The sequence below is a fragment of the Rathayibacter sp. VKM Ac-2801 genome (genome assembly GCF_009834245.1).
GTDB lineage: Bacteria > Actinomycetota > Actinomycetes > Actinomycetales > Microbacteriaceae > Rathayibacter.
In genome coordinates this window covers 1,463,893-1,481,470 of the sequence record NZ_CP047183.1, presented here as the reverse complement: position 1 = coordinate 1,481,470, position 17,578 = coordinate 1,463,893, and the positions used below count along the sequence as shown (strand labels likewise).

Here is a 17,578-nt window from a genome sequence, read left to right as displayed (position 1 = left end):
GGCACGTCCCATGGTGGGCGAGGCGGAACGCGGGTGCTAACCCCTTGCCCCGGCCGCGAACGGCGGCTAGCGCGGCGTCAGACGAAGCGGATGCGGTTCTGCACGCGGGTGCGGACCTCGAACGACTCGCCGTACCCGCCGAGGCGCGGGTCGTCCGTGCCGGAGCGCAGCAGCTGCGGCAGCAGCGAGCGGCGGATGACGACGGCGCCCTGGTGCCGGCCGCGCTCGACCTGCTCGAACGGCTGCTCCAGCGCGTCGTCCGGCACGACCACGACGCTCGCCGAGAAGCGGACGCCCAGCTCGCGGCCGAGACGGCGCGCGGCCTTCGCGAGCGAGGCGATCGGCTTCTCGTCCTCGGCGATCCCGGGGCCCTCGAGCTCGCCCTTGCGCAGGCGGACGGGGTCGCCCCAGTCGGCGGAGGTCAGCGCGAGCAGGCCGGCCGGCCCGAGCACGAGGTGGTCGATCTTGAGCCCGCCGTCGCCGACCGCGACGTCGTTCCAGATCGTGTAGGCGATGCCGAGGGCGCCGACGAGCGCGGCCGTCGCCTCCTCCGCCTGGGCCTTGGCGAGCCAGGAGCGGACCTCGCGCGGAGCGGAGCGGACGATCGCCGGGTCGAAGGGGTCCTCGGTCTCGACGCCGCGGCCGAGCCACTCGCGCACCAGGCGCAGGTAGTACTCGCGCGCCGCGCCTCCCGGGTGACCGTAGGAGCGGGCGCGCACGGCCGAGGCGGTCTGCGGGCGCGGCGAGCCGGTGTACGGCGACTGCGGGGACGACGTCCCGGGCGCTGGAGCGCCCCGGTCGTAGTCGCTGCGTGCGGAGGCGCTGCCGATCCGCTCCCAGGCGAGCTGCACCGCGTGGAACGACGCGGCGTCGCCTCCCGTGTCCGGATGGGTCTCGCGGAGGCGGAGCCGGTACGCCCGGCGGAGCTCGTCGTCGGACGCGGTGGCGGCGACGCCCAGCACCTCGTAGGGGGTGCGGGCGGCGTGGCTGTCGGGCATGTGCTTCCGGGAGGGTCGGGGCGGGGGGTTCCGAGTGTATCGACGCCGGCCGGGCGCCCGATGGGAGCGCGCACCGCGTCGGCTCGGAACGCGCCGAGCGCCCGCCGGGGAGCGGGCGCCCGGCGGGGGGTCAGTGCGCGAGCAGCTCGCGCACCCGCGGGATGACCTGCGTGCCGTAGAGCTCGATGTTGCGCATGATCGCCGGGTGCGGCAGCGTGCCGGCGCTGTACTTGAGGTCGAAGCGGTCGATGCCCAGGGCCTCGACCGTGCGCGCGATCTTCCGGGCGACCGTCTCGGGCGAGCCGAGGTGGATCGCGCCGTCGGGGCCCGCCTCCTCGTCGAAGCGCTCGCGGGTCATCGGGGACCAGCCGCGCTCGCGGCCGATGGCGTCCATCATCGCCTTGTGGTGCGGGAAGTACAGCTCGCGCGCCTCCTCGTCGGTGTCGGCGACGAAGCCGGGCGAGTGCACGGCGACCGGGAGCCGGGGCTGCTCGAGCTGGTCGAGCGCGCGGCCGAAGAGGTCGACGTAGGGGCGGAAGCGGGCCGGCGAGCCGCCGATGATCGCCAGGACGAGCGGGAAGCCGTAGCGGGCGGCGCGGACGACCGACTCGGGGCTGCCGCCGACGCCGATCCAGGTGCGGAGGGTGCCGTTGTCGAGGGTCGGGTAGACGCTCTGCTCGGTGAGCGCGGGGCGGGTCGTGCCCTGCCAGGTGACCGGGCCGCCCTGGACCAGGGCGTGGAAGAGGTCGAGCTTCTCCTCGAAGAGGACCTCGTACTGCGCGAGGTCGTAGCCGAAGAGCGGGAAGGACTCGGTGAACGATCCGCGACCGAGGATGACCTCGGCCCGCCCGCCGGACAGTCCGTCGAGGGTCGCGAAGCGCTGGTAGACGCGGACCGGGTCGTCCGAGGAGAGGACCGTCACGGCGGAGCCGAGGTGGATGCGCTCGGTGCGGGCAGCGATGGCGGCGAGCACGACGTCCGGGGCGCTCACCGCGAAGTCGGCGCGGTGGTGCTCGCCGATCCCGAAGAAGTCGATGCCGACCCGGTCGGCCAGCACCCCTTCTTCCACCACGTCGCGGAGGACCTGGCCGTACGGCAGCGGGGTGCCGTCGGGGCCGGCGGTGACGTCGCCGAACGTGTCGACGCCGAACTTGACTTCATGCATACTCATGGACTTCTGCAACCTCCGGGGGTGGACGGCTATTCCTGCGGGCGGGGTCCGGCGGCCCCGGGCAGGAGCGCGTCGGGAGAGACGATCCCCGCCTCGAGCGCCGGTTCGCGGTAGGCGCGCCCGAGCGAGGCGACGGTGTCGTGCGCGTTCAGGCCGCTCGGGTTCGGCAGCACCCAGAGCGGCGCGCCCGCGACGTCCTCCTCCTGCCTGCCCTGCTCCGCGCGGCGGCGTCCGAACGCGATCCGGTAGGCGGTGATGCCGACGACCGCGACGGCTCGGGGCCGCACCCGCTCCACGGTGGTGACCAGCCGATGAGCGCCCTCGCGCAGCTCCTCCGCGGTCAGCTCGTCGGCCCGGGCGGTCGCTCGGGCGGCGAGGTTGGTGATGCCGACGCCGCGGGAGACGAGCTCCGCGCGGTCCGCGGCGCTCATCCCCTCGGACACGCGCGGCGCGCGCTCGAGGATCCCGGCCGCGACGAGCGCCGGGTAGAAGCGGTTGCCGGGGTGGGCGAAGTGCGCGCCGGTGGCGGCGGTCCACAGTCCCGGGTTGATGCCGACGAACAGGAGGCGGACGTCGTCGCCCAGAAGGTCCTCGACCGTGCGGTCCTGGAACACGGCGAGCTCGGCGCGGGTGAACGGCATGCGACCATCCTGCCGCGGCGCAAGTCCTCTCGGCACGCGATGGCCGGTGCCAGCATGGAGGCATGACGAACGCATCCCAGGACCACCCGATCCAGCACGGCAGCGAGGACGCCCAGCTCGACGAGAAGCTGCGCGGCGTTCTGCTGCAGGTCGCCGGCGACGCCGACCTGCGACCGGAGGAGGACGTCGAGACCCTGCTGCGCCAGCGCCTGCGCGATACGAGGATCTCGATCTCGGACGAGGCGATCCCGGGGCTCGCGAAGCGCATCCCCGGCCTCATGCAGCGCGGGGGCGGCGACGTGAACCCCGGAGCGCACTAGCGCGGGGGGCGGGCGCGGGGCCGGGCGGCTGCTCGGCCCCGCGTCCGCCCGCGCTACTCGGGGACCGCCGGACCCTTGCGGTGGTGGTCGAACACCAGGCTCGTGCGCGTCGAGGCCACCGCCGGGTGCGCCGACAGGTTCGAGACCACGAAGTCCCGCACGTCGTTGGAGTCGCGGACCGCGACGTGGATGATGAAGTCCTCCGAGCCGCCGAGGAAGAACAGCTGCACCACCTCGGGCAGCGCGCGGATCTCCTCCGCGAATCGCGTGATCGCCTGGCGCTGGCCGACGCGGATGTTGACGCTGATCAGCGCCTGCAGGGTCAGGCCGAGCGCCGCCGGATCGAGCTCGGCGGTGAATCCGGTGATCACGCCGCGCTCGACGAGGCCGCGCACGCGTGCCACGCAGGTCGACGGGGCGATGCCGGCGCGCTCGGCGAGCCGGCTGTTGGGCGTGCGAGCGTCGGCGCGGAGGAGGCGCACCAGGGTCCGGTCGACCGGATCCAGGTCGTCGAGGTCGTGCAGATCCTTCGGTGCCATGCGTCCGCTCCCCTGCTCGACCGACGAACCTTCGGCTCGCCCGGCGACTTCTGATCGATCCTGCGGAATCCCTCCGCTCCCGGCACGATCTTCGCACGATGGAGGCAGAGCCGGTGCAGGATCGGCGCCCACCGCCCGCCCCGCGGGCCGCAGCGAAGGAGCCGCCGTGCGCGTCGGGATCCCCACCGAGATCAAGAACAACGAGAATCGGGTCGCCGCCACTCCGGCCGGCGTCCACGAGCTGGTGCGCCGCGGCCACGAGGTCCTGGTCGAGGCCGGCGCGGGCCTGGGCTCCCGCGTGTCGGACGACGACTTCCGCAGTGCCGGCGCCCGCGTCGTCGACGGGCCCGACGAGGTCTGGGCCGAGTCCGAGCTGGTCCTTAAGGTCAAGGAGCCGATCGAGGCCGAGTACCCGCGGATGCGCCACGACCAGGTGCTCTTCACCTACCTCCACCTCGCCGCCTCCCGCCCGTGCACCGATGCGCTGCTCGCCGCGGGGACGACCTCCATCGCCTACGAGACGGTCCAGCTGGACGACCGGCGGCTGCCGCTGCTCTCGCCGATGAGCGAGGTCGCCGGGCGGCTGTCGATCACGGTCGGCGCCTACCACCTCATGAGCGCCGTCGGCGGACGGGGCACGCTGCTCGGCGGAGTCCCCGGCACTCCGAAGGCGAAGGTCGTCGTGATCGGCGGCGGCACGGCCGGTGAGCACGCCGCGGCCAACGCCCTCGGCATGGGGGCCGACGTCACGATCGTCGACCTCTCGCTCCCCCGCCTCGCGCAGCTCGAGAACCGCTTCCAGGGAGCGATCCAGACGCGCGCCTCCTCCGCCTACGAGATCGCCGCGCAGCTGGCCGACGCCGACCTCGTGATCGGCTCCGTCCTCATCCCGGGCGCCAAGGCGCCGAAGCTGGTCACGGACGAGATGGTCGCCACGATGAAGCCGGGCTCGGTGCTGGTCGACATCGCGATCGACCAGGGCGGCTGCTTCGAGGGCTCGCGGCCGACCACCCACGACGACCCGGTGTTCCCGGTGCACCAGAGCGTCTACTACTGCGTCGCCAACATGCCCGGCGCCGTCCCCGAGACCTCGACCCGCGCGCTCACCAACGCGACGCTCCCCTATGCGGTCGCGCTGGCCGACCGCGGGTGGCGGGCCGCCCTGGCCGCCGACCCGGCGCTCGCCCGAGGCCTGAGCACCCACGACGGCCGGGTGACGAACGCCGCCGTCGCCGCGGCCTTCGACCTCCCGGCCGTGCCGGTGGAGTCGCTGCTGGGCTAGGCGCCCGCGGGCGCGAGGCCGAGCCCTCCGAGGATCTCGGCGATCTCCTCCTCCGGAGCGCCGCCCACGTCGACCGTGACATGGAACTCGTCGTCGCCGAGGGGCTCGAGCGCCTCGAACTGGGAGTCGAGCAGCGTGGTCGGCATGAAGTGGCCGACCCGCGAGGCGAGCCGCCCGGCGATCCGGTCCCTCGATCCCGCGAGGTGCGCGAACACGAGGTCGTCGCGGCGCAGGACGTCGCGGTAGCGGCGGCGCAGGGCCGAGCAGGTCACCACGACCGAGGCGCCCGCGGCGATCCGCTGGTCGACCACGCGGGCGATCTCGGACAGCCAGGGCGCGCGGTCCTCGTCGGTGAGCGGGATGCCGGCGTGCATCTTGTCGACGTTCGCCTGCGGGTGCAGGTCGTCCCCCTCGAGGAACTCCCAGCCGAGTCGGCGGGACAACAGCGACGCGACGGTCGACTTGCCGCTTCCGGAGACGCCCATGACGACGACGGCGCGGACGGGGACGGTGGGAAGAGCGGTCATCAGATACCTCCTACGAAGAGACCGATCAGGAGGACCCCGGCGAGCCCGGTCACCGAGACCAGGCACTCCATCACGGTCCAGGTCTTGAGCGTCTGGCCGATGCTGAGCCCGAGGTACTCCTTCACCAGCCAGAACCCGGCGTCGTTGACGTGCGACAGGAACACCGAGCCGGCGCCGATCGCGAGCACCATGAGGGCGACCATCGGCCCGTCCATGGTCTCGGTCAGCGGCTGGAGGATCCCTGCGGCGGTCACCGTGGCGACGGTCGCGGAGCCGGTGGCGACGCGGATCACGACGGCCACGAGCCAGGCGAGCAGCAGCGCCGAGGCGCCGCTCCCCTCCGCGAGCTGGGCGACGACCCCGCCGATCCCCGTGTCGACGAGGACCTGCTTGAAGCCGCCGCCCGCGCCGACGATGAGCAGGATGCCCGCGATCGGCGGGAGCGAGCTCGAGAGCGAGGCCTGCAGCTCGGTGCGGTTCATCCGGCCGCCGCGGCCGAGCAGGACCAGACCGGCCAGGAGGGCGATCCCCAGCGCGATCGTCGGCGTGCCGAGGAAGTCGAGGGCGCCCTTCCAGGCGTCCGTGGAACCGGGGGCCGCGATGTCGGCGATCGCCTTGCCCAGCATCAGCACGACCGGCAGCAGGATGCTCGCGACGGCGGCGGCGAAGCCCGGGCGGTGCTCGCGCGTCTCGCCCGCTCCCTCGCCGAAGAGCGGCGGCGTCTCCACCGGCGCCCACCGGGCGGCGACCCGGCCGAAGAGCGGGCCGGCGACGACGACGGTGGGGATCGCGACCAGGACGCCGAACGCGAGGGTCACGCCGAGGTTCGCGCCGAGCGCGTCGATCGCGACCAGCGGTCCGGGGTGCGGCGGGACGAGGCCGTGCATCACCGAGAGGCCGGCGAGGGTCGGGATCGCCACCTTCATCAGCGGCAGACCGCTCCGGCGGGCGACCAGGATCACCACCGGGATCAGCAGCACGAGGCCGACCTCGAAGAACATCGGCAGGCCGATGAGCGCACCGACGAAGCCCATCATCCAGGGCAGCGCGCGGGTGCTCGAGCGGGCGATGAGAGTGTCCACGATGCGGTCCGCTCCACCCGAGTCGGCGAGGAGCTTGCCGTACATCGCCCCGAGGCCGATGAGGATGCCGACGCCGCCCATGGTGTTGCCGAACCCCAGCGCGAAGCTGGCCACCGCGTCCGCCGCCGCCAGCCCCGCGATCAGGCCGGTGGTCAGCGCGCCGATCAGCAGGGAGACGAAGGGGTGCAGCTTCAGCCAGGTGATCAGCACGACGATCACGGCGATGCCGACGACGGCGGCGAGGATCAGCTGCCCCTGCCCGGCGGTGGTGGCGGGTGCGTCCCCGGCGGCGGCGCGGAGGGCGGGGAGGAGAGTCGGTGTCATGAGCGTCCTTGGTCGAGCCGACGGCCAGCGGCCGGCTTTTGTCCGACATAACCTGCGTGTGCCCCGATCATGCCCGAAGATCGGCCGGGGCGCGACTCCGGCGATGGCAGGATGACCGCATGCCCGCGCCGACGCCCTCGCTGCACCACTCGGTGCTGGACGAGCTCGGCTCGCAGATCGTGCGCGGCGAGCTCCCTCCGGGCACCACCTTCAGCGCCGACGAGCGGGCCGAGCGGCGCGGGGTCTCCCGCTCGGTGATGCGGGAGGCCGTGCGCGTGCTCGAGACTCTCGGGCTCGTGACGTCCCGACGGCGCGCGGGGACGCGGGTGCAGCCTCCGGAGTGCTGGAACGCGCTGGACACGCGGGTCGTCGCGTGGGGCCTCGACGGCCCTGACCGGCGGCGCCAGCTGCACCAGCTCAGCGAGCTCCGGCTCGGGGTGGAGCCGCTGGCCGCCCGGCTCGCCGCCGCGAACGCGACCGAGGAGCAGCGGCGAGCGCTCACGGAGGCGGGCGACGCTCTCTCGACGCACTCCCGTGCAGCCGACCAGTCCGCCTATCTGGCCGCCGACACCGCCTTCCACCGCTCCCTCCTGGCCGCCTCGGGCAACCGGATGCTCGCACAGCTGGGCGATCTGGTCGCCGAGGTCCTCGCCGGCCGCACCCGCAACGCGCTCATGCCGCGCGAGGCCGACTCCACCGCGGTGCGGCTGCATCGGGCGGTGGCGGCCGCCGTCGCCTCGGGGGACGCGGACGCCGCGGAGGCCGCGATGCGCGCGATCGTCGAGGAGTCGGACCGGGCGGTGCAGGAGAGCTGACGGGGTTGCACGCCCGCTGCGCCGCGCGCACAGTGGAGCGCATGGTCGAGGGATACACGTCCGCGCAGGTGCGGGCAGCCGAGGCGCCGCACCTGGCCCGGCGGGAGCCGCTGATGCAGCGCGCCGCCGACGGCCTCGCCCGCGAGCTGCGGCTCGTGCTCGCCGGTCGCTCCGACCGCTCCCGTCCGGGCTCCGTGCTCGTCCTGGTCGGCCCGGGCGACAACGGCGGAGACGCGCTCTACGCGGCCGCCGAGCTCTCCTCCTCCGGGACCGACGTCGTCCTCGTCCTCACGGCCGAGCGGGTGCACCGCCGAGGCCTCGCCGTGGCGCTCGACGAGGGCTGCGGGCAGCTGTCCGCCGACGACGCTCGCGGCCTCGCGGCGGCGGTGGCGCGCGCCGACGTCCTGGTCGACGGGATCCTCGGCATCGGAGCGACGGAGCCCGCGCTGCGGGGACGGCCGCGCGCCGTCGTCGAGGCGGTGCTCGACGCGCTGGAGCGGCGGGCCGAGCGCCCGGTGGTCGTCGCTGTCGATCTGCCGAGCGGCATCCATCCCGACGACGGGTCGGTCCCCGATCCGACCGTGCTGCGCGCCGATGTGACGGTCACCTTCGGCGCGATCAAGGCCGGTCTGCTGCTGCATCCGGGCGACTCCTACGCGGGCCGTCTGCGCCTGGTCGACATCGGCCTCGGCCCGGACCTCGCCGGAGTGGAGCCCGCGGTCCGCGAGTGAGCGGCGGGCTCAGGAGGGAGCGAGCAGGTGCGCCTTCTCCGGGTGCTGCTCGAACCACTGCCCGACGTACCAGCACATCGGCACGACGCTCCGCCCGCCGGCGGCCTCGATGTCGTCGACGGCGAAGGAGACCAGCTCCCCGGCGAGCCCGCGGCCGCGGAAGGGCGGGGTCGTGAAGGAGCGGACGAGGGAGACGCTGCCGGGCGCCTCCCGGTAGTCGAGGACGCCCACCAGGGCGCCGTCGAGGTGGAGCTCGTAGCGCGACGCGTCGTCCGCTCGGCGGAAGTCCTTGGCCATGCCTCCAGAGTAGGACGGCCCGGGCGGATCAGGCCTCGTCTCCGAGCATCTCGCCGTCGACGTAGAGCCAGCGACCGTCCTCGCGCAGGAAGCGGCTGCGCTCGTGCACGAGGCCGGGGCCGGCGGGCGAGCGGTAGGAGGCGCGGAACTCGACCAGGCCCTCCTCGTCGCCCTCCCCGCCGAACGAGGTGTCGACGATCTGGAGCCGGCGCCACTGGACGTCGGGATCGAGGTCGATGCGGCGCGGCCGGGTCGAGGGGTACCAGCTCGCGAGCAGGTAGGGGGCGCTGCCGAGGACGTTCGCGCTGTAGCGGCTGCGCATCAGGCGCTCCGCCGTCGGCGAGGGCTCTTCGCCGAGGTGGGCGGGGCGGCAGCAGTCGGCGTAGTGGCGGCGGCTTCCGCAGGGGCAGGAGTCGGCGGGGTGCATCCGGCCAGTGTGACAGGCGGTGCGGCGCCTCCGGCCCGGCGCGACTCCGGCGAGCGCCGGGACTGCCCGCGCCGCCCAGGTGTGCATCCCCTCCACATCCGCTGCGCCGCCTTGAGGGTGCCGCCGGTTCCCGGCAACGTGGCCCCCTCATCGATCACGGACGGAAGGAACGACCCGATGCTCACGCTCACCGACAACGCCAGCACCGTCGTCAAGACCATCACCGGGCAGACCGAGACCCCCGTCGAGGGAGGCCTGCGCATCAGCGGCACCGATCTCGACGCCCGCAACTTCGCTGTCGCGGTCGCCGCGGCCCCCGAGTCGACGGACGCCGTCGTGGAGCAGGACGGGGCGCGCGTGTTCCTCGACGTGGCCGCCTCCGTCGCTCTCGGCGACAAGGTCCTCGACGCGCAGGTGGACGAGGGCGGCTCCGTCAGCTTCGGGATCGCGCCGCAGGGCTGACCCCGACGACACGGAGGCCGCCCCCACCGCAGTGCGGGAGGGCGGCCTCCGTCGTTCCCGGGATCAGGAGAGGACGTCGCGGGTGGTGAAGCGGCCGATCGCGAGCGACCCGAACACGGCGACGTAGGCGAGCTGGAGCAGCGCGTTCTCGCCGAAGGAGCTCCACGTGATCGGATCCCGCAGGAGATCGGCGAAGTCGAACCACCGGTCCGTCAGCAGGAACGGGTGGAGGGCGTCCAGCTGTGAGAGCGAGCCGACGATCTGCGCCGCGATGGAGACGACCACGGTGGCCGCCATGGCGCCGACCGGCACGTCTGTCAGCGTCGAGATGAAGAGGCCGATCGCCGAGAGCCCGACCAGCGAGAGCGCTGCGTACACGGCGATCGCCAGGGCCCGGCCGATCGCGTCGCCGAGCGGGACGGTGCTGCCGGACAGCAGCGTCACCGGTCCTGCCGGGAAGAGCGCCAGCCCGATCAGGATCCCGACCACCATGACCGTGAGGGCTGCGGCGAGGCAGAAGGCGAGGGAGGCGGCGAACTTCACCGCGAGCAGCCGCACCCGGCCGACGGGACTGACCAGCAGGTAGCGCAGCGTCCCGAGCGAGGCCTCCCCCGCGATCGCGTCGCCGGCGACGACCCCGACCGTGAGCGGGAGGAACAGCGGGACGGCGACCGTGATCGCCGCGAAGCCGGTGAAGAGTCCGTTTCCGGCGATCGCGCCCACGAAGGATGGTCCGCCTCCGTCGCCGCCCGAGAGCCGCACCGCGACGGCGAGCAGGATCGGGATGGCGGCCAGGGCCGCGAGCAGCGCCCAGGTGCGGCGCCGGCGGAAGAGCAGGGCGAGCTCGGAGGCGAGCAGGGACCCGATCCCTGCGCGGCGCACGGCCGCGTCAGCGCTCGACATCGAAGCCCTCCCCGGTCAGCTCGACGAAGCGCTCCTCGAGCGAGGGGCGGCGGACGGCGAAGCCGCGGACGCGGACGTCGGCCCGCACGAGGTCCGCGACCAGCGTCTCGGCCGCGAGTCCGGCCGGCAGAGCGGCGACGACGAGCGGCGGATCGGCGGGGTGCGGGCCCGGCGCGGTCCGCGGCTCCAGACCCCGGGTGTGCAGGGCCACGATCGCGCGCTCGCGGTCGGGCGTCAGCAGCTCGACCGAGGCGGCGTCCCCGCGCAGCTCGTCGAGCCCGCCCTGGGCGACGAGGCGCCCGGTGCGCATGACGGCGGCGTGGGTGCAGAGCTGCTCGATCTCGGCGAGGAGGTGGCTGGAGACGAGGACGGTCGTGCCGTCCTGGTTCAGCCCGCGCACGAGAGCGCGCACCTCGCGGGTGCCCTGCGGGTCGAGGCCGTTCGTGGGCTCGTCCAGCACGATCAGGTCGCGCGGCGAGAGCAGGGCGACCGCGATGCCGAGCCGCTGCTTCATGCCCAGGGAGTAGGAGCCGACCTTCTTGCGCGCAGCGGCCGAGAGACCGACCCGGGCGAGGGCCTCCTTCGCGCGGGTGTCGCGGGTCCGGGACGAGGTGCCCGCCTCCGCGGCGTCGAAGCGCCGGAGGTTGGCCGCTCCGGAGAGGAACGGGTAGAAGCCCGGCCCCTCGACCAGCGCGCCCACCCGGGGCAGGACCTCGGCCGAGCGCCGGGGCATGGCCTGGCCGAGGACGGTGATGCTGCCGGCGGTCGGCGCGGCCAGCGCGAGCAGCATCCGGATGGTCGTGGTCTTGCCCGACCCGTTCGGGCCGAGGAAGCCGAAGACGGCGCCACGAGGGACGGCGAGGTCGAGACCGGAGACCGCCTCCTGGCGCCCGAAGCGCTTGGTGAGCCCCCGCGTCTCGACCGCGAGCTCGCCCGCCGTCACCGAGCGGAGGCCGCGTCGCGGAGCGTCTCGGCCGGGACCGCGCCGGCGAGGACGCGTCCGTCGTCGGTGACGAGGACGGTCAGCAGGGCGGAGGAGAGGATGCGGCCGCCGTCGACCGGCGTGGTGACCGCGTCGAGCGAGGAGAGCGCGTCGGTGTCGCCCGCGGGCAGCTCGACGACGCTCGTCCAGCCGGATCCCGTGGTGACGACGTCGGAGTGCCCCGCGGCGCTCGGGGCGGACGCCTCGGGGGCGTCCGTCGCGTCGTCGACCGGAGCGGCGTGCTCCGTCACCTCGGCGCCGGCCGGGGGCGTGAAGGAGAAGAGGGACGCGTCCGGCGTCCGGAAGTCGATGCTCGTGTACGCGACGCTGAACGCGGGCGCGGTGCCTCCGCGAGCGGTCACGGCGACTCCGAGCGGGAGGCCGGTCTCGCCGTCGACCGAGACGGTCACGGAGCCCACCAGGGTGCCGCTGTCGCGGGGCGTGAGCACGAGCTCGTACGCGTCGCGCCCGGCGACGCTGACGTCCGAGCCGACCGCGACCGTGGTCGTCGGGTCGATCGCGGCGAGCAACTGCTGGGCCGCAGACGACGGCGTGACGACCTGGTCGCCCACCGGGTCTCCGCCCGCGGGAGGCGCCAGGTGGGTGGCGGTGTTCGCGCTCGAGTCGTAGATCCAGACTCCGCCGGTCGTCGAGGCGACGACGTCGCGCTCGGCCAGCCGGTCGAGCACCTGGAGACGCGCGCCCTTCTCGGCGTCGACGTAGACGCGCGCCTGGTGCGAGCCGGTAGCGAGCTCGACGAGGGAGTCGGCGGGGTCGGCGGACGCCGAGCCGGCGGAGCCGCCGAGCGCCGAGAGATCGGGCAGCCCGAGGTCGGAGGTCTGCTGGATCTCGCCGGAGAAGGCGGTGGTGTCGCTCTCGGCGACGAAGGCGAGGAGGTCGGCGGCGGACTTCTCGGGGAGGTCCCCCGCGGCGCTCGCGGAGAGGGGGAGGGCGACGGCCGCGGCGACGACGACCGCGGGGACGACGGCGACGGGCGTCCAGCGCTTCCAGTCAATGCTCATGCCGGGAACGCTACGCCTCGAACCCGTGAGGCGGGCCCGGAACCGCCCGGTCCACAGCCTTCCGGAAGGGGGTGCGGTCGGGGACTGCGGCCGGGATGATCAGGGCATGGACCTGCCGTTCGCGCTCCCCCTCGCCCCGATGCTCGCCAAGGCCGTCCCGGCGGTGCCGGAGCAGACCGCCGTCGCGGGCGGATACTCCTACGAGCCGAAGTGGGACGGGTTCCGCGCGATCGTCTCGGTCGCCGGCGGGGAGTGCGAGATCGGGAGCCGCGGCTCCAAGCCGCTGACCCGGTACTTCCCCGAGCTGGTCGAGGCCTTCCTGCGACTGCTCCCCGACGGCTGCGTGCTCGACGGCGAGATCGTCCTGGCGACGGGCGAGCCGGGAGCGCAGCGGCTCGACTGGGACCTGCTCTCCCAGCGCATCCATCCGGCCGCCAGCCGCGTGACGATGCTGGCGGAGACGACCCCGGCGATGCTCGTCGCCTTCGACCTGCTCGCCGTGGACGGACGCAGCCTGCTCGAGGAGCCGTACTCGGCACGGCGGGAGGCGCTCGCCGCGGTGCTGGCCGGCGTCCCGCATCCGCTGCACCTCGGACGCACCACCGACGACGAGGCCCTGGCGCGCGACTGGCTGGAGCGCTTCGAGGGCGCGGGACTCGACGGCGTCGTGGCGAAGCCCCTGGCCTCGCCCTACTCCCCCGGGAAGCGCACGATGCTGAAGGTCAAGCACCACCGCACGGCCGACGTGATCGCGATCGGGTACCGCGAGCACGCCTCGAAGCCGGGCGTGGGCTCGATCCTGCTCGGCCTGCACGGCGACGACGGTGAGGTCCGGCAGGTCGGCGGGGCCTCGGCGTTCAGCGACGAGAGGCGGGTGCAGCTGCTCGAGGAGCTCGCGCCCGCGGTCGAGCGCGACGCCGCGGCCGAGCCGGTGCGCGGCGAGGGCGAGCGGAGCCGGTTCTCGAGCGGCCGCGACACCTCCTTCGTTCGCCTGCGTCCCGAGCTCGTGCTGGAGGTCCGCTACGACCAGCGCGAGGGCGACCGCTTCCGGCACACCGTGCAGTTCGAGCGCTGGCGCCCGGACCGCGACGCCGCCTCCTGCACCCTGGAGCAGCTCGAGCAGCCGACCGCGTACGACCTCGGCGACGTCCTCGGCTAGGCCTTCTTCGCGCGGCTGGGCTGCACGCGGGGCGGCTCGCCCGGCATCTTCGGGAAGTCGGGCGGGAACGGCAGTTCGCCCAGGCCCGCGGCGACGTCGCGCTCCCACCAGGCGAGCAGGGCGTCGAGGCGGCCGGGAGCGTCGTGCATCCGGGCCCACGGATCGCCGCGCTCGGCGAGGCGCGCCGGGACCGTGCGGATCGTGAAGGCCCGCGGGTCGACGCCGTCGAGCTCGTCCCAGTCCAGCGGAGTGGAGACGGGAGCGTGCGCGAGTGCTCGCGGGCTGTAGGCGCCGGCGATCGTCCGGTCGCGGTTCGCCTGGTTGAAGTCGACGAAGATCCGCTCGCCGCGCTCCTCCTTCCACCACGCCGTCGTGACCTGCTCGGGCATCCGCCGCTCCAGCTCGCGCGCCGCGGCGATCACCGCGTGGCGCACGTCGAGGAACTCGTGCTCGGCGACGATCGGCGCGAAGACGTGCAGGCCGCGGTTGCCGGAGGTCTTCACGAACGGCTCGAGGCCGGCCTCGCGCAGCACCTCGCGCAGCGCGTGAGCCGCGACGACCGCGTCGGCGACGTCGGTGCCCGGCTGCGGATCCAGGTCGATCCGGAGCTGGTCGGGCAGGTCCGGCGCGTCGGCGCGGGCCGCCCACGGGTGGAAGACGACGGTGTTCATCTGCGCCGCCCAGACGGCGGCCGCGGGCTCGTCGATCACGAGCTGCGGATGCACGCGCCCGCTCGGGTAGGTCACCGGGACGGACCGGACGTACTCGGGTGCGCCCTTGGGCGGGTTCTTCGAGAAGAACTGCTCGCCCTCGATCCCGGAGGAGAAGCGCTGCAGCGAGACGGGGCGGCCGCCGTTCGCCGCGACGAACGGCTCACCGACGGCGATCAGGTACTCCGCGACCTCGCGCTTGGTGATGCCCGGCTCGGGGAAGAGCACGCGCTCGGGGCTCGAGATCCGCACCTCCCGCTCGCCGTTCGGTCCGGGGACGGTGAGGACGACGGCGTCGCTGCTGGGCATCTGCTGAGGCTAGCCCGCGGCGCCGCCCGGCGACAGGGGTCCGCCGGGGCGCCTCCGCAGCCGGATCGGGCCCTTCGCCCGCGAGGGATCGACGACCTGTCCGCCCTGCACGATGTCGATCTCGCCCCGGTCGACCAGGCGGCGCGCGGCCCGGCGCACCGGCTCCATCAGCGGCCGCCACTCCTCGCCGCCGACCCGGCGCGCGACCTCGGACGGGCACGCCGTCGACGACGCCGCCCGCGCGAGCAGAACGGTGCGGATCTCCTCCTCGAGGCGCGCCTCCTCCGGGCCGACCCCGCGCCGGCGGCAGGCGTCCGAGCAGTAGCGGACGTTCTCCCAATCGCGCGCCCACTTCGCCCGCCATTCGATCTCGCGGCCGCAGGAGGCGCAGGTCCTGCTCTCGGGGTGCGCCGTGGAGGTGCGCTGACGGTGGGCCATGCCGTCGAGTCTGCGCGCAGACGAGAGCCGCGGCGACGGGTTGCGCTGAGGGCGAGCAGCTGGTGTGCGATCTGCAGGACTCCGTGCCGTCTGCAGGACTCAGCGCCGTCTGCAGGACTCCGTGCCGTCTGCAGGAACGATCTGCAGGACCCCGTGCCGTCTGCAGGAACGATCTTCGCGCCCCGTACGATCTGCAGGATTCTGTACGATCCGCAGGACCCCGTGCCCTCTGCAGGGATGATCTGCAGGCGAACCGGCCGGCGGCAGACAGGATCATGCGGCAGAGATCGCTCTCTGCGCACCATCACCTGCAGATCGCACAGGGTCCTGCAGATTGCTCAGCGTCCTGCAGATCGCACAGGGTCCTGCAGATCGCACGGGCGAGCAGCCGGCGGCGGACCGGCATCCGCGGCCCGGGGTCGGCGTTCACGGAGGTCGCGGCGTCATACTCCGCAATGGGGCGGACCTCCCTCGGCCGGTGCGCCAGTCTGGAGGAGCCGTGCTGCGGCGCGACGGCGGGCCACCACCCCGTGCCGCACCCTCGATCGATCAGGAGTCTCCGATGAGCCGCGAGAACCTCGCCACCACGCCGGACCACGAGCCGGAGCACCGCGCCTTCGCCGGGCTCTCCCCGGAGGACTTCAAGCTCGCGTTCCGCAACCACGCCGCCGGAGTCGCGCTGATCACCGCCGACCCGGGCACCGGCCCGGTCGCCCTGACCGCGACCTCCGTCTTCTCGGTGAGCGCCGAGCCGCCGCTGTTCGTCTTCTCTCTCTCGTCCGCCTCGTCCAGCTCGCCCGCCATCCAGGCGTCCGAGACGCTGGTCGTCCACCTGCTCGGGGCGGAGCAGCTCGACCTGGCGCGGTTGGGCTCGACCAGCGGCATCGACCGCTTCGCCGATGCGTCGCTCTGGTCGCGGCTGCCCACGGGCGAGCCGTTCTTCCCGGGGGCCGCCGCGTGGATCCGCGGCACGGTGATCAACCGCATGGAGGCGGGATCATCGACGATCGTCGCCGTGCACGCCCTCGAGGCGCACGTGCCCGAGGACTCCGAGACCACGGCGCCGCTCGTGTACCACAACCGCACCTGGCACCACCTCGGCGAGCATTCCCGCCTGGGCTGAGGCGCGCCACTCCTCAGAAGTCGCGGTGGTCGCGCTCGACTACCGCACCTTTCGCGCACTCGCGGCCACGCCTCCCAGAGGCACCGTCCTGGCTGCGCGAGAACGCAGAAGTCGTCGTCGTCGTCGAGTACGACAACTCTCGCGTTCTCGATGGGCGACCCCGTCTGCGCACGGGCAGACCGCCGACTCTCCACAGGGTGCGGTAGTGGCACGCGACTTTCGCGACGCGTACTCGCGGCCTCGTCGGCGTGAAGGCGCTGGCCTACGCCCGAGAACGCAGGAGTTGTCGCAGTCGGACGTCGAGGACGACAACTCCTGCGTTCTCGACGGCCGGAGGACGTCCGCGCGCCGACGGGCCGCCCACACTCCAGAAGTCGCGGGAGTGGGACGCGACTACCGCGACTTCTGAGGAGTGGGTGCGCCGGCGAATCGAGAACGAGGAGAGTGCGTGCTACGCGGACGGGCCCGTCGCGACCGGGCGACCGGGGGTGTTCGACCACTGCGACCACGAGCCGGGGTAGAGGCGCGGCGCGAAGCCCGCGAGCGTCAGCGCGACGGCGTCGGCGGCGGCCGTCACTCCGGAGCCGCAGTAGACGCCGACCGGAGCATCGGCCCGCACGCCGACCGCCTCGAAGCGCGCGCGCAGCTCGGAGGACGGGGGGAAGCGGCCCTCGGAGTCGACGTTGTCGGTCGCCGGCGCGTTCAGCGCCCCCGGGATGTGCCCGGCGCGCGGGTCGATCGGCTCGACGTCGCCGCGGTACCGCTCGGGCGCGCGGGCGTCGAGCAGCACGCCGTGAGAGGGGAACGCGGCCGCCGCGTCGATGTCGAGCACCGGCAGGGCACCGTAGGCGAGCTCCACGTCGCCGCGCACCGGAGTCACGGGACCGGTCTCGAGCGCGCGCCCCGACCCGGTCCAGGCGCGGAGCGACCCGTCGAGCAGGCGCACCTCGGCGACTCCGGCCGCCCGCAGCAGCCACCACGCGCGGGCCGACGACAGGTTCTTCAGGTCGTCGTAGACCACGACCGCCTGGCCCTGGCGCAGGCCCCAGCCGCGGGCCGCCCCCTGCAGCGCGTCGATCGGAGGCAGCGGGTGCCGCCCGTCAGCCGGGTCGCCGTGCTCGGCCAGCTCGTGATCGAGGTCGACGTAGACGGCTCCGGGCACGTGCCCGTCGAGGTACGCGGGCCGGCCGTCGGGGCGATCGAGGCGCCAGCGCACGTCGAGCACGAGCGGCGGCTCGGGCGACGCGAGCGCCTCCTCGAGCTCCTCGGGCGTCACGAGCACGTCGCGCCGATCGGGGAGAGCGGAGCCGGAGCGG

21 protein-coding genes are annotated in these 17,578 nt (G+C 74.0%); 7 read left to right on the top strand and 14 right to left on the bottom strand.

What is annotated here, in order from left to right; genetic code table 11:
- Positions 1–77: 77 nt before the first annotated feature.
- From GSU45_RS06820 to GSU45_RS06810, 3 genes are all read right to left on the bottom strand, one after another.
- The gene (locus GSU45_RS06820) at positions 78–998 is read right to left on the bottom strand and encodes a J domain-containing protein (protein ID WP_159913768.1); all 921 of its coding nucleotides are present in this window, start codon (positions 996–998) and stop codon (positions 78–80) included.
- 130 nt (positions 999–1,128) lie between these two features.
- Positions 1,129–2,163 (bottom strand): LLM class flavin-dependent oxidoreductase, encoded by a 1,035-nt coding sequence (locus GSU45_RS06815; protein WP_159916942.1) that lies wholly within the window; start codon positions 2,161–2,163, stop codon positions 1,129–1,131.
- Positions 2,164–2,198: 35 nt separating this feature from the next.
- Positions 2,199–2,810, bottom strand: a complete 612-nt coding sequence (locus GSU45_RS06810) for a mismatch-specific DNA-glycosylase (protein WP_159913766.1) — start codon at positions 2,808–2,810, stop codon at positions 2,199–2,201.
- A 62-nt stretch (positions 2,811–2,872) separates the two neighbouring features.
- Here GSU45_RS06810 and GSU45_RS06805 point away from each other — a divergent pair, with 62 nt between their 5' ends.
- Positions 2,873–3,130: a hypothetical protein gene (locus tag GSU45_RS06805; RefSeq protein ID WP_159913764.1), complete on the top strand. Its 258-nt coding sequence runs from the start codon at positions 2,873–2,875 to the stop codon at positions 3,128–3,130.
- Positions 3,131–3,183: 53 nt separating this feature from the next.
- Here the strand turns inward: GSU45_RS06805 and GSU45_RS06800 are convergent, their stop codons facing one another.
- Positions 3,184–3,669 carry an Lrp/AsnC family transcriptional regulator gene (locus tag GSU45_RS06800; RefSeq protein ID WP_159913762.1) on the bottom strand — a complete coding sequence of 162 codons (486 nt, stop codon included), beginning with the start codon at positions 3,667–3,669 and terminating at the stop codon, positions 3,184–3,186.
- A 166-nt stretch (positions 3,670–3,835) separates the two neighbouring features.
- On the opposite strand from GSU45_RS06800, the gene ald reads away from it, so the two are divergent.
- Complete coding sequence (gene ald, locus GSU45_RS06795) at positions 3,836–4,951, top strand: alanine dehydrogenase (RefSeq protein ID WP_159913760.1); 1,116 nt, start codon at positions 3,836–3,838, stop codon at positions 4,949–4,951.
- On the opposite strand, the gene GSU45_RS06790 is transcribed toward ald, so the two are convergent.
- Positions 4,948–5,478, bottom strand: coding sequence for a gluconokinase (locus GSU45_RS06790; RefSeq protein ID WP_159913758.1), 531 nt, complete (start codon positions 5,476–5,478; stop codon positions 4,948–4,950). The two genes, ald and GSU45_RS06790, sit on opposite strands and share 4 nt — an antisense overlap.
- Positions 5,478–6,884 carry a gluconate:H+ symporter gene (locus tag GSU45_RS06785; protein WP_104273301.1) on the bottom strand — a complete coding sequence of 469 codons (1,407 nt, stop codon included), beginning with the start codon at positions 6,882–6,884 and terminating at the stop codon, positions 5,478–5,480. The genes GSU45_RS06790 and GSU45_RS06785 overlap by 1 nt, the downstream gene beginning before the upstream one ends.
- A 119-nt stretch (positions 6,885–7,003) precedes the next feature.
- Between GSU45_RS06785 and GSU45_RS06780 the strand changes: the two genes are divergently transcribed.
- A complete protein-coding gene (locus GSU45_RS06780; protein ID WP_159913756.1) occupies positions 7,004–7,699 on the top strand; it encodes an FCD domain-containing protein in 696 nt (231 codons plus the stop codon).
- 41 nt (positions 7,700–7,740) lie between these two features.
- On the top strand, positions 7,741–8,430 hold the full coding sequence (locus tag GSU45_RS06775) for an NAD(P)H-hydrate epimerase (RefSeq protein WP_159913754.1): 690 nt from the start codon (positions 7,741–7,743) through the stop codon (positions 8,428–8,430).
- 9 nt (positions 8,431–8,439) lie between these two features.
- On the opposite strand, the gene GSU45_RS06770 is transcribed toward GSU45_RS06775, so the two are convergent.
- Entirely contained in the window at positions 8,440–8,727 is a 288-nt protein-coding gene (locus tag GSU45_RS06770) for a GNAT family N-acetyltransferase (protein ID WP_104222554.1), read from the bottom strand.
- A 28-nt stretch (positions 8,728–8,755) separates the two neighbouring features.
- Complete coding sequence (locus GSU45_RS06765; RefSeq protein WP_159913752.1) at positions 8,756–9,154, bottom strand: YchJ family metal-binding protein; 399 nt, start codon at positions 9,152–9,154, stop codon at positions 8,756–8,758.
- Positions 9,155–9,331: 177 nt separating this feature from the next.
- Here GSU45_RS06765 and GSU45_RS06760 point away from each other — a divergent pair, with 177 nt between their 5' ends.
- Positions 9,332–9,616: a hypothetical protein gene (locus tag GSU45_RS06760; RefSeq protein ID WP_159913750.1), complete on the top strand. Its 285-nt coding sequence runs from the start codon at positions 9,332–9,334 to the stop codon at positions 9,614–9,616.
- A 63-nt stretch (positions 9,617–9,679) separates the two neighbouring features.
- Here GSU45_RS06760 and GSU45_RS06755 read toward each other — a convergent pair whose 3' ends face one another.
- From GSU45_RS06755 to GSU45_RS06745, 3 genes are read right to left on the bottom strand one after another with little or no spacing between them, the layout of a single operon-like run.
- Complete coding sequence (locus GSU45_RS06755; protein ID WP_159913748.1) at positions 9,680–10,519, bottom strand: ABC transporter permease subunit; 840 nt, start codon at positions 10,517–10,519, stop codon at positions 9,680–9,682.
- Positions 10,506–11,462, bottom strand: a complete 957-nt coding sequence (locus GSU45_RS06750; RefSeq protein WP_159913746.1) for an ATP-binding cassette domain-containing protein — start codon at positions 11,460–11,462, stop codon at positions 10,506–10,508. The genes GSU45_RS06755 and GSU45_RS06750 overlap by 14 nt, the downstream gene beginning before the upstream one ends.
- Positions 11,459–12,523 (bottom strand): DUF2092 domain-containing protein, encoded by a 1,065-nt coding sequence (locus GSU45_RS06745; RefSeq protein ID WP_159913744.1) that lies wholly within the window; start codon positions 12,521–12,523, stop codon positions 11,459–11,461. The genes GSU45_RS06750 and GSU45_RS06745 overlap by 4 nt, the downstream gene beginning before the upstream one ends.
- A 106-nt stretch (positions 12,524–12,629) precedes the next feature.
- Here GSU45_RS06745 and GSU45_RS06740 point away from each other — a divergent pair, with 106 nt between their 5' ends.
- On the top strand, positions 12,630–13,682 hold the full coding sequence (locus GSU45_RS06740; protein ID WP_159913742.1) for an ATP-dependent DNA ligase: 1,053 nt from the start codon (positions 12,630–12,632) through the stop codon (positions 13,680–13,682).
- Here the strand turns inward: GSU45_RS06740 and ligD are convergent.
- Positions 13,679–14,701, bottom strand: a complete 1,023-nt coding sequence (gene ligD, locus GSU45_RS06735; RefSeq protein ID WP_208543508.1) for a non-homologous end-joining DNA ligase — start codon at positions 14,699–14,701, stop codon at positions 13,679–13,681. The genes GSU45_RS06740 and ligD overlap by 4 nt on opposite strands.
- 9 nt (positions 14,702–14,710) lie before the next feature.
- Complete coding sequence (locus tag GSU45_RS06730; protein ID WP_159913740.1) at positions 14,711–15,139, bottom strand: DUF2256 and DUF3253 domain-containing protein; 429 nt, start codon at positions 15,137–15,139, stop codon at positions 14,711–14,713.
- Positions 15,140–15,701: 562 nt separating this feature from the next.
- On the opposite strand from GSU45_RS06730, the gene GSU45_RS06725 reads away from it, so the two are divergent.
- Positions 15,702–16,262, top strand: a complete 561-nt coding sequence (locus tag GSU45_RS06725; RefSeq protein ID WP_159913738.1) for a flavin reductase family protein — start codon at positions 15,702–15,704, stop codon at positions 16,260–16,262.
- Positions 16,263–16,713: 451 nt separating this feature from the next.
- Here GSU45_RS06725 and GSU45_RS06720 read toward each other — a convergent pair whose 3' ends face one another.
- Entirely contained in the window at positions 16,714–17,544 is an 831-nt protein-coding gene (locus tag GSU45_RS06720; protein ID WP_244248249.1) for a sulfurtransferase, read from the bottom strand.
- Positions 17,545–17,578 lie beyond the last annotated feature (34 nt).

Excerpts from the sequence above, each read along its gene's own strand:
- GSU45_RS06820 (WP_159913768.1), bottom strand. The coding sequence starts at position 998 with ATGCCCGACAGCCACGCCGCCCGCACCCCCTACGAGGTGCTGGGCGTC.
- GSU45_RS06815 (WP_159916942.1), bottom strand. The coding sequence starts at position 2,163 with ATGCATGAAGTCAAGTTCGGCGTCGACACGTTCGGCGACGTCACCGCC.
- GSU45_RS06810 (WP_159913766.1), bottom strand. The coding sequence starts at position 2,810 with ATGCCGTTCACCCGCGCCGAGCTCGCCGTGTTCCAGGACCGCACGGTC.
- GSU45_RS06805 (WP_159913764.1), top strand. The coding sequence starts at position 2,873 with ATGACGAACGCATCCCAGGACCACCCGATCCAGCACGGCAGCGAGGAC.
- GSU45_RS06800 (WP_159913762.1), bottom strand. The coding sequence starts at position 3,669 with ATGGCACCGAAGGATCTGCACGACCTCGACGACCTGGATCCGGTCGAC.
- GSU45_RS06790 (WP_159913758.1), bottom strand. The coding sequence starts at position 5,478 with ATGACCGCTCTTCCCACCGTCCCCGTCCGCGCCGTCGTCGTCATGGGC.
- GSU45_RS06785 (WP_104273301.1), bottom strand. The coding sequence starts at position 6,884 with ATGACACCGACTCTCCTCCCCGCCCTCCGCGCCGCCGCCGGGGACGCA.
- GSU45_RS06780 (WP_159913756.1), top strand. The coding sequence starts at position 7,004 with ATGCCCGCGCCGACGCCCTCGCTGCACCACTCGGTGCTGGACGAGCTC.
- GSU45_RS06775 (WP_159913754.1), top strand. The coding sequence starts at position 7,741 with ATGGTCGAGGGATACACGTCCGCGCAGGTGCGGGCAGCCGAGGCGCCG.
- GSU45_RS06770 (WP_104222554.1), bottom strand. The coding sequence starts at position 8,727 with ATGGCCAAGGACTTCCGCCGAGCGGACGACGCGTCGCGCTACGAGCTC.
- GSU45_RS06765 (WP_159913752.1), bottom strand. The coding sequence starts at position 9,154 with ATGCACCCCGCCGACTCCTGCCCCTGCGGAAGCCGCCGCCACTACGCC.
- GSU45_RS06760 (WP_159913750.1), top strand. The coding sequence starts at position 9,332 with ATGCTCACGCTCACCGACAACGCCAGCACCGTCGTCAAGACCATCACC.
- GSU45_RS06755 (WP_159913748.1), bottom strand. The coding sequence starts at position 10,519 with ATGTCGAGCGCTGACGCGGCCGTGCGCCGCGCAGGGATCGGGTCCCTG.
- GSU45_RS06745 (WP_159913744.1), bottom strand. The coding sequence starts at position 12,523 with ATGAGCATTGACTGGAAGCGCTGGACGCCCGTCGCCGTCGTCCCCGCG.
- GSU45_RS06740 (WP_159913742.1), top strand. The coding sequence starts at position 12,630 with ATGGACCTGCCGTTCGCGCTCCCCCTCGCCCCGATGCTCGCCAAGGCC.
- ligD (WP_208543508.1), bottom strand. The coding sequence starts at position 14,701 with ATGCCCAGCAGCGACGCCGTCGTCCTCACCGTCCCCGGACCGAACGGC.
- GSU45_RS06730 (WP_159913740.1), bottom strand. The coding sequence starts at position 15,139 with ATGGCCCACCGTCAGCGCACCTCCACGGCGCACCCCGAGAGCAGGACC.
- GSU45_RS06725 (WP_159913738.1), top strand. The coding sequence starts at position 15,702 with ATGAGCCGCGAGAACCTCGCCACCACGCCGGACCACGAGCCGGAGCAC.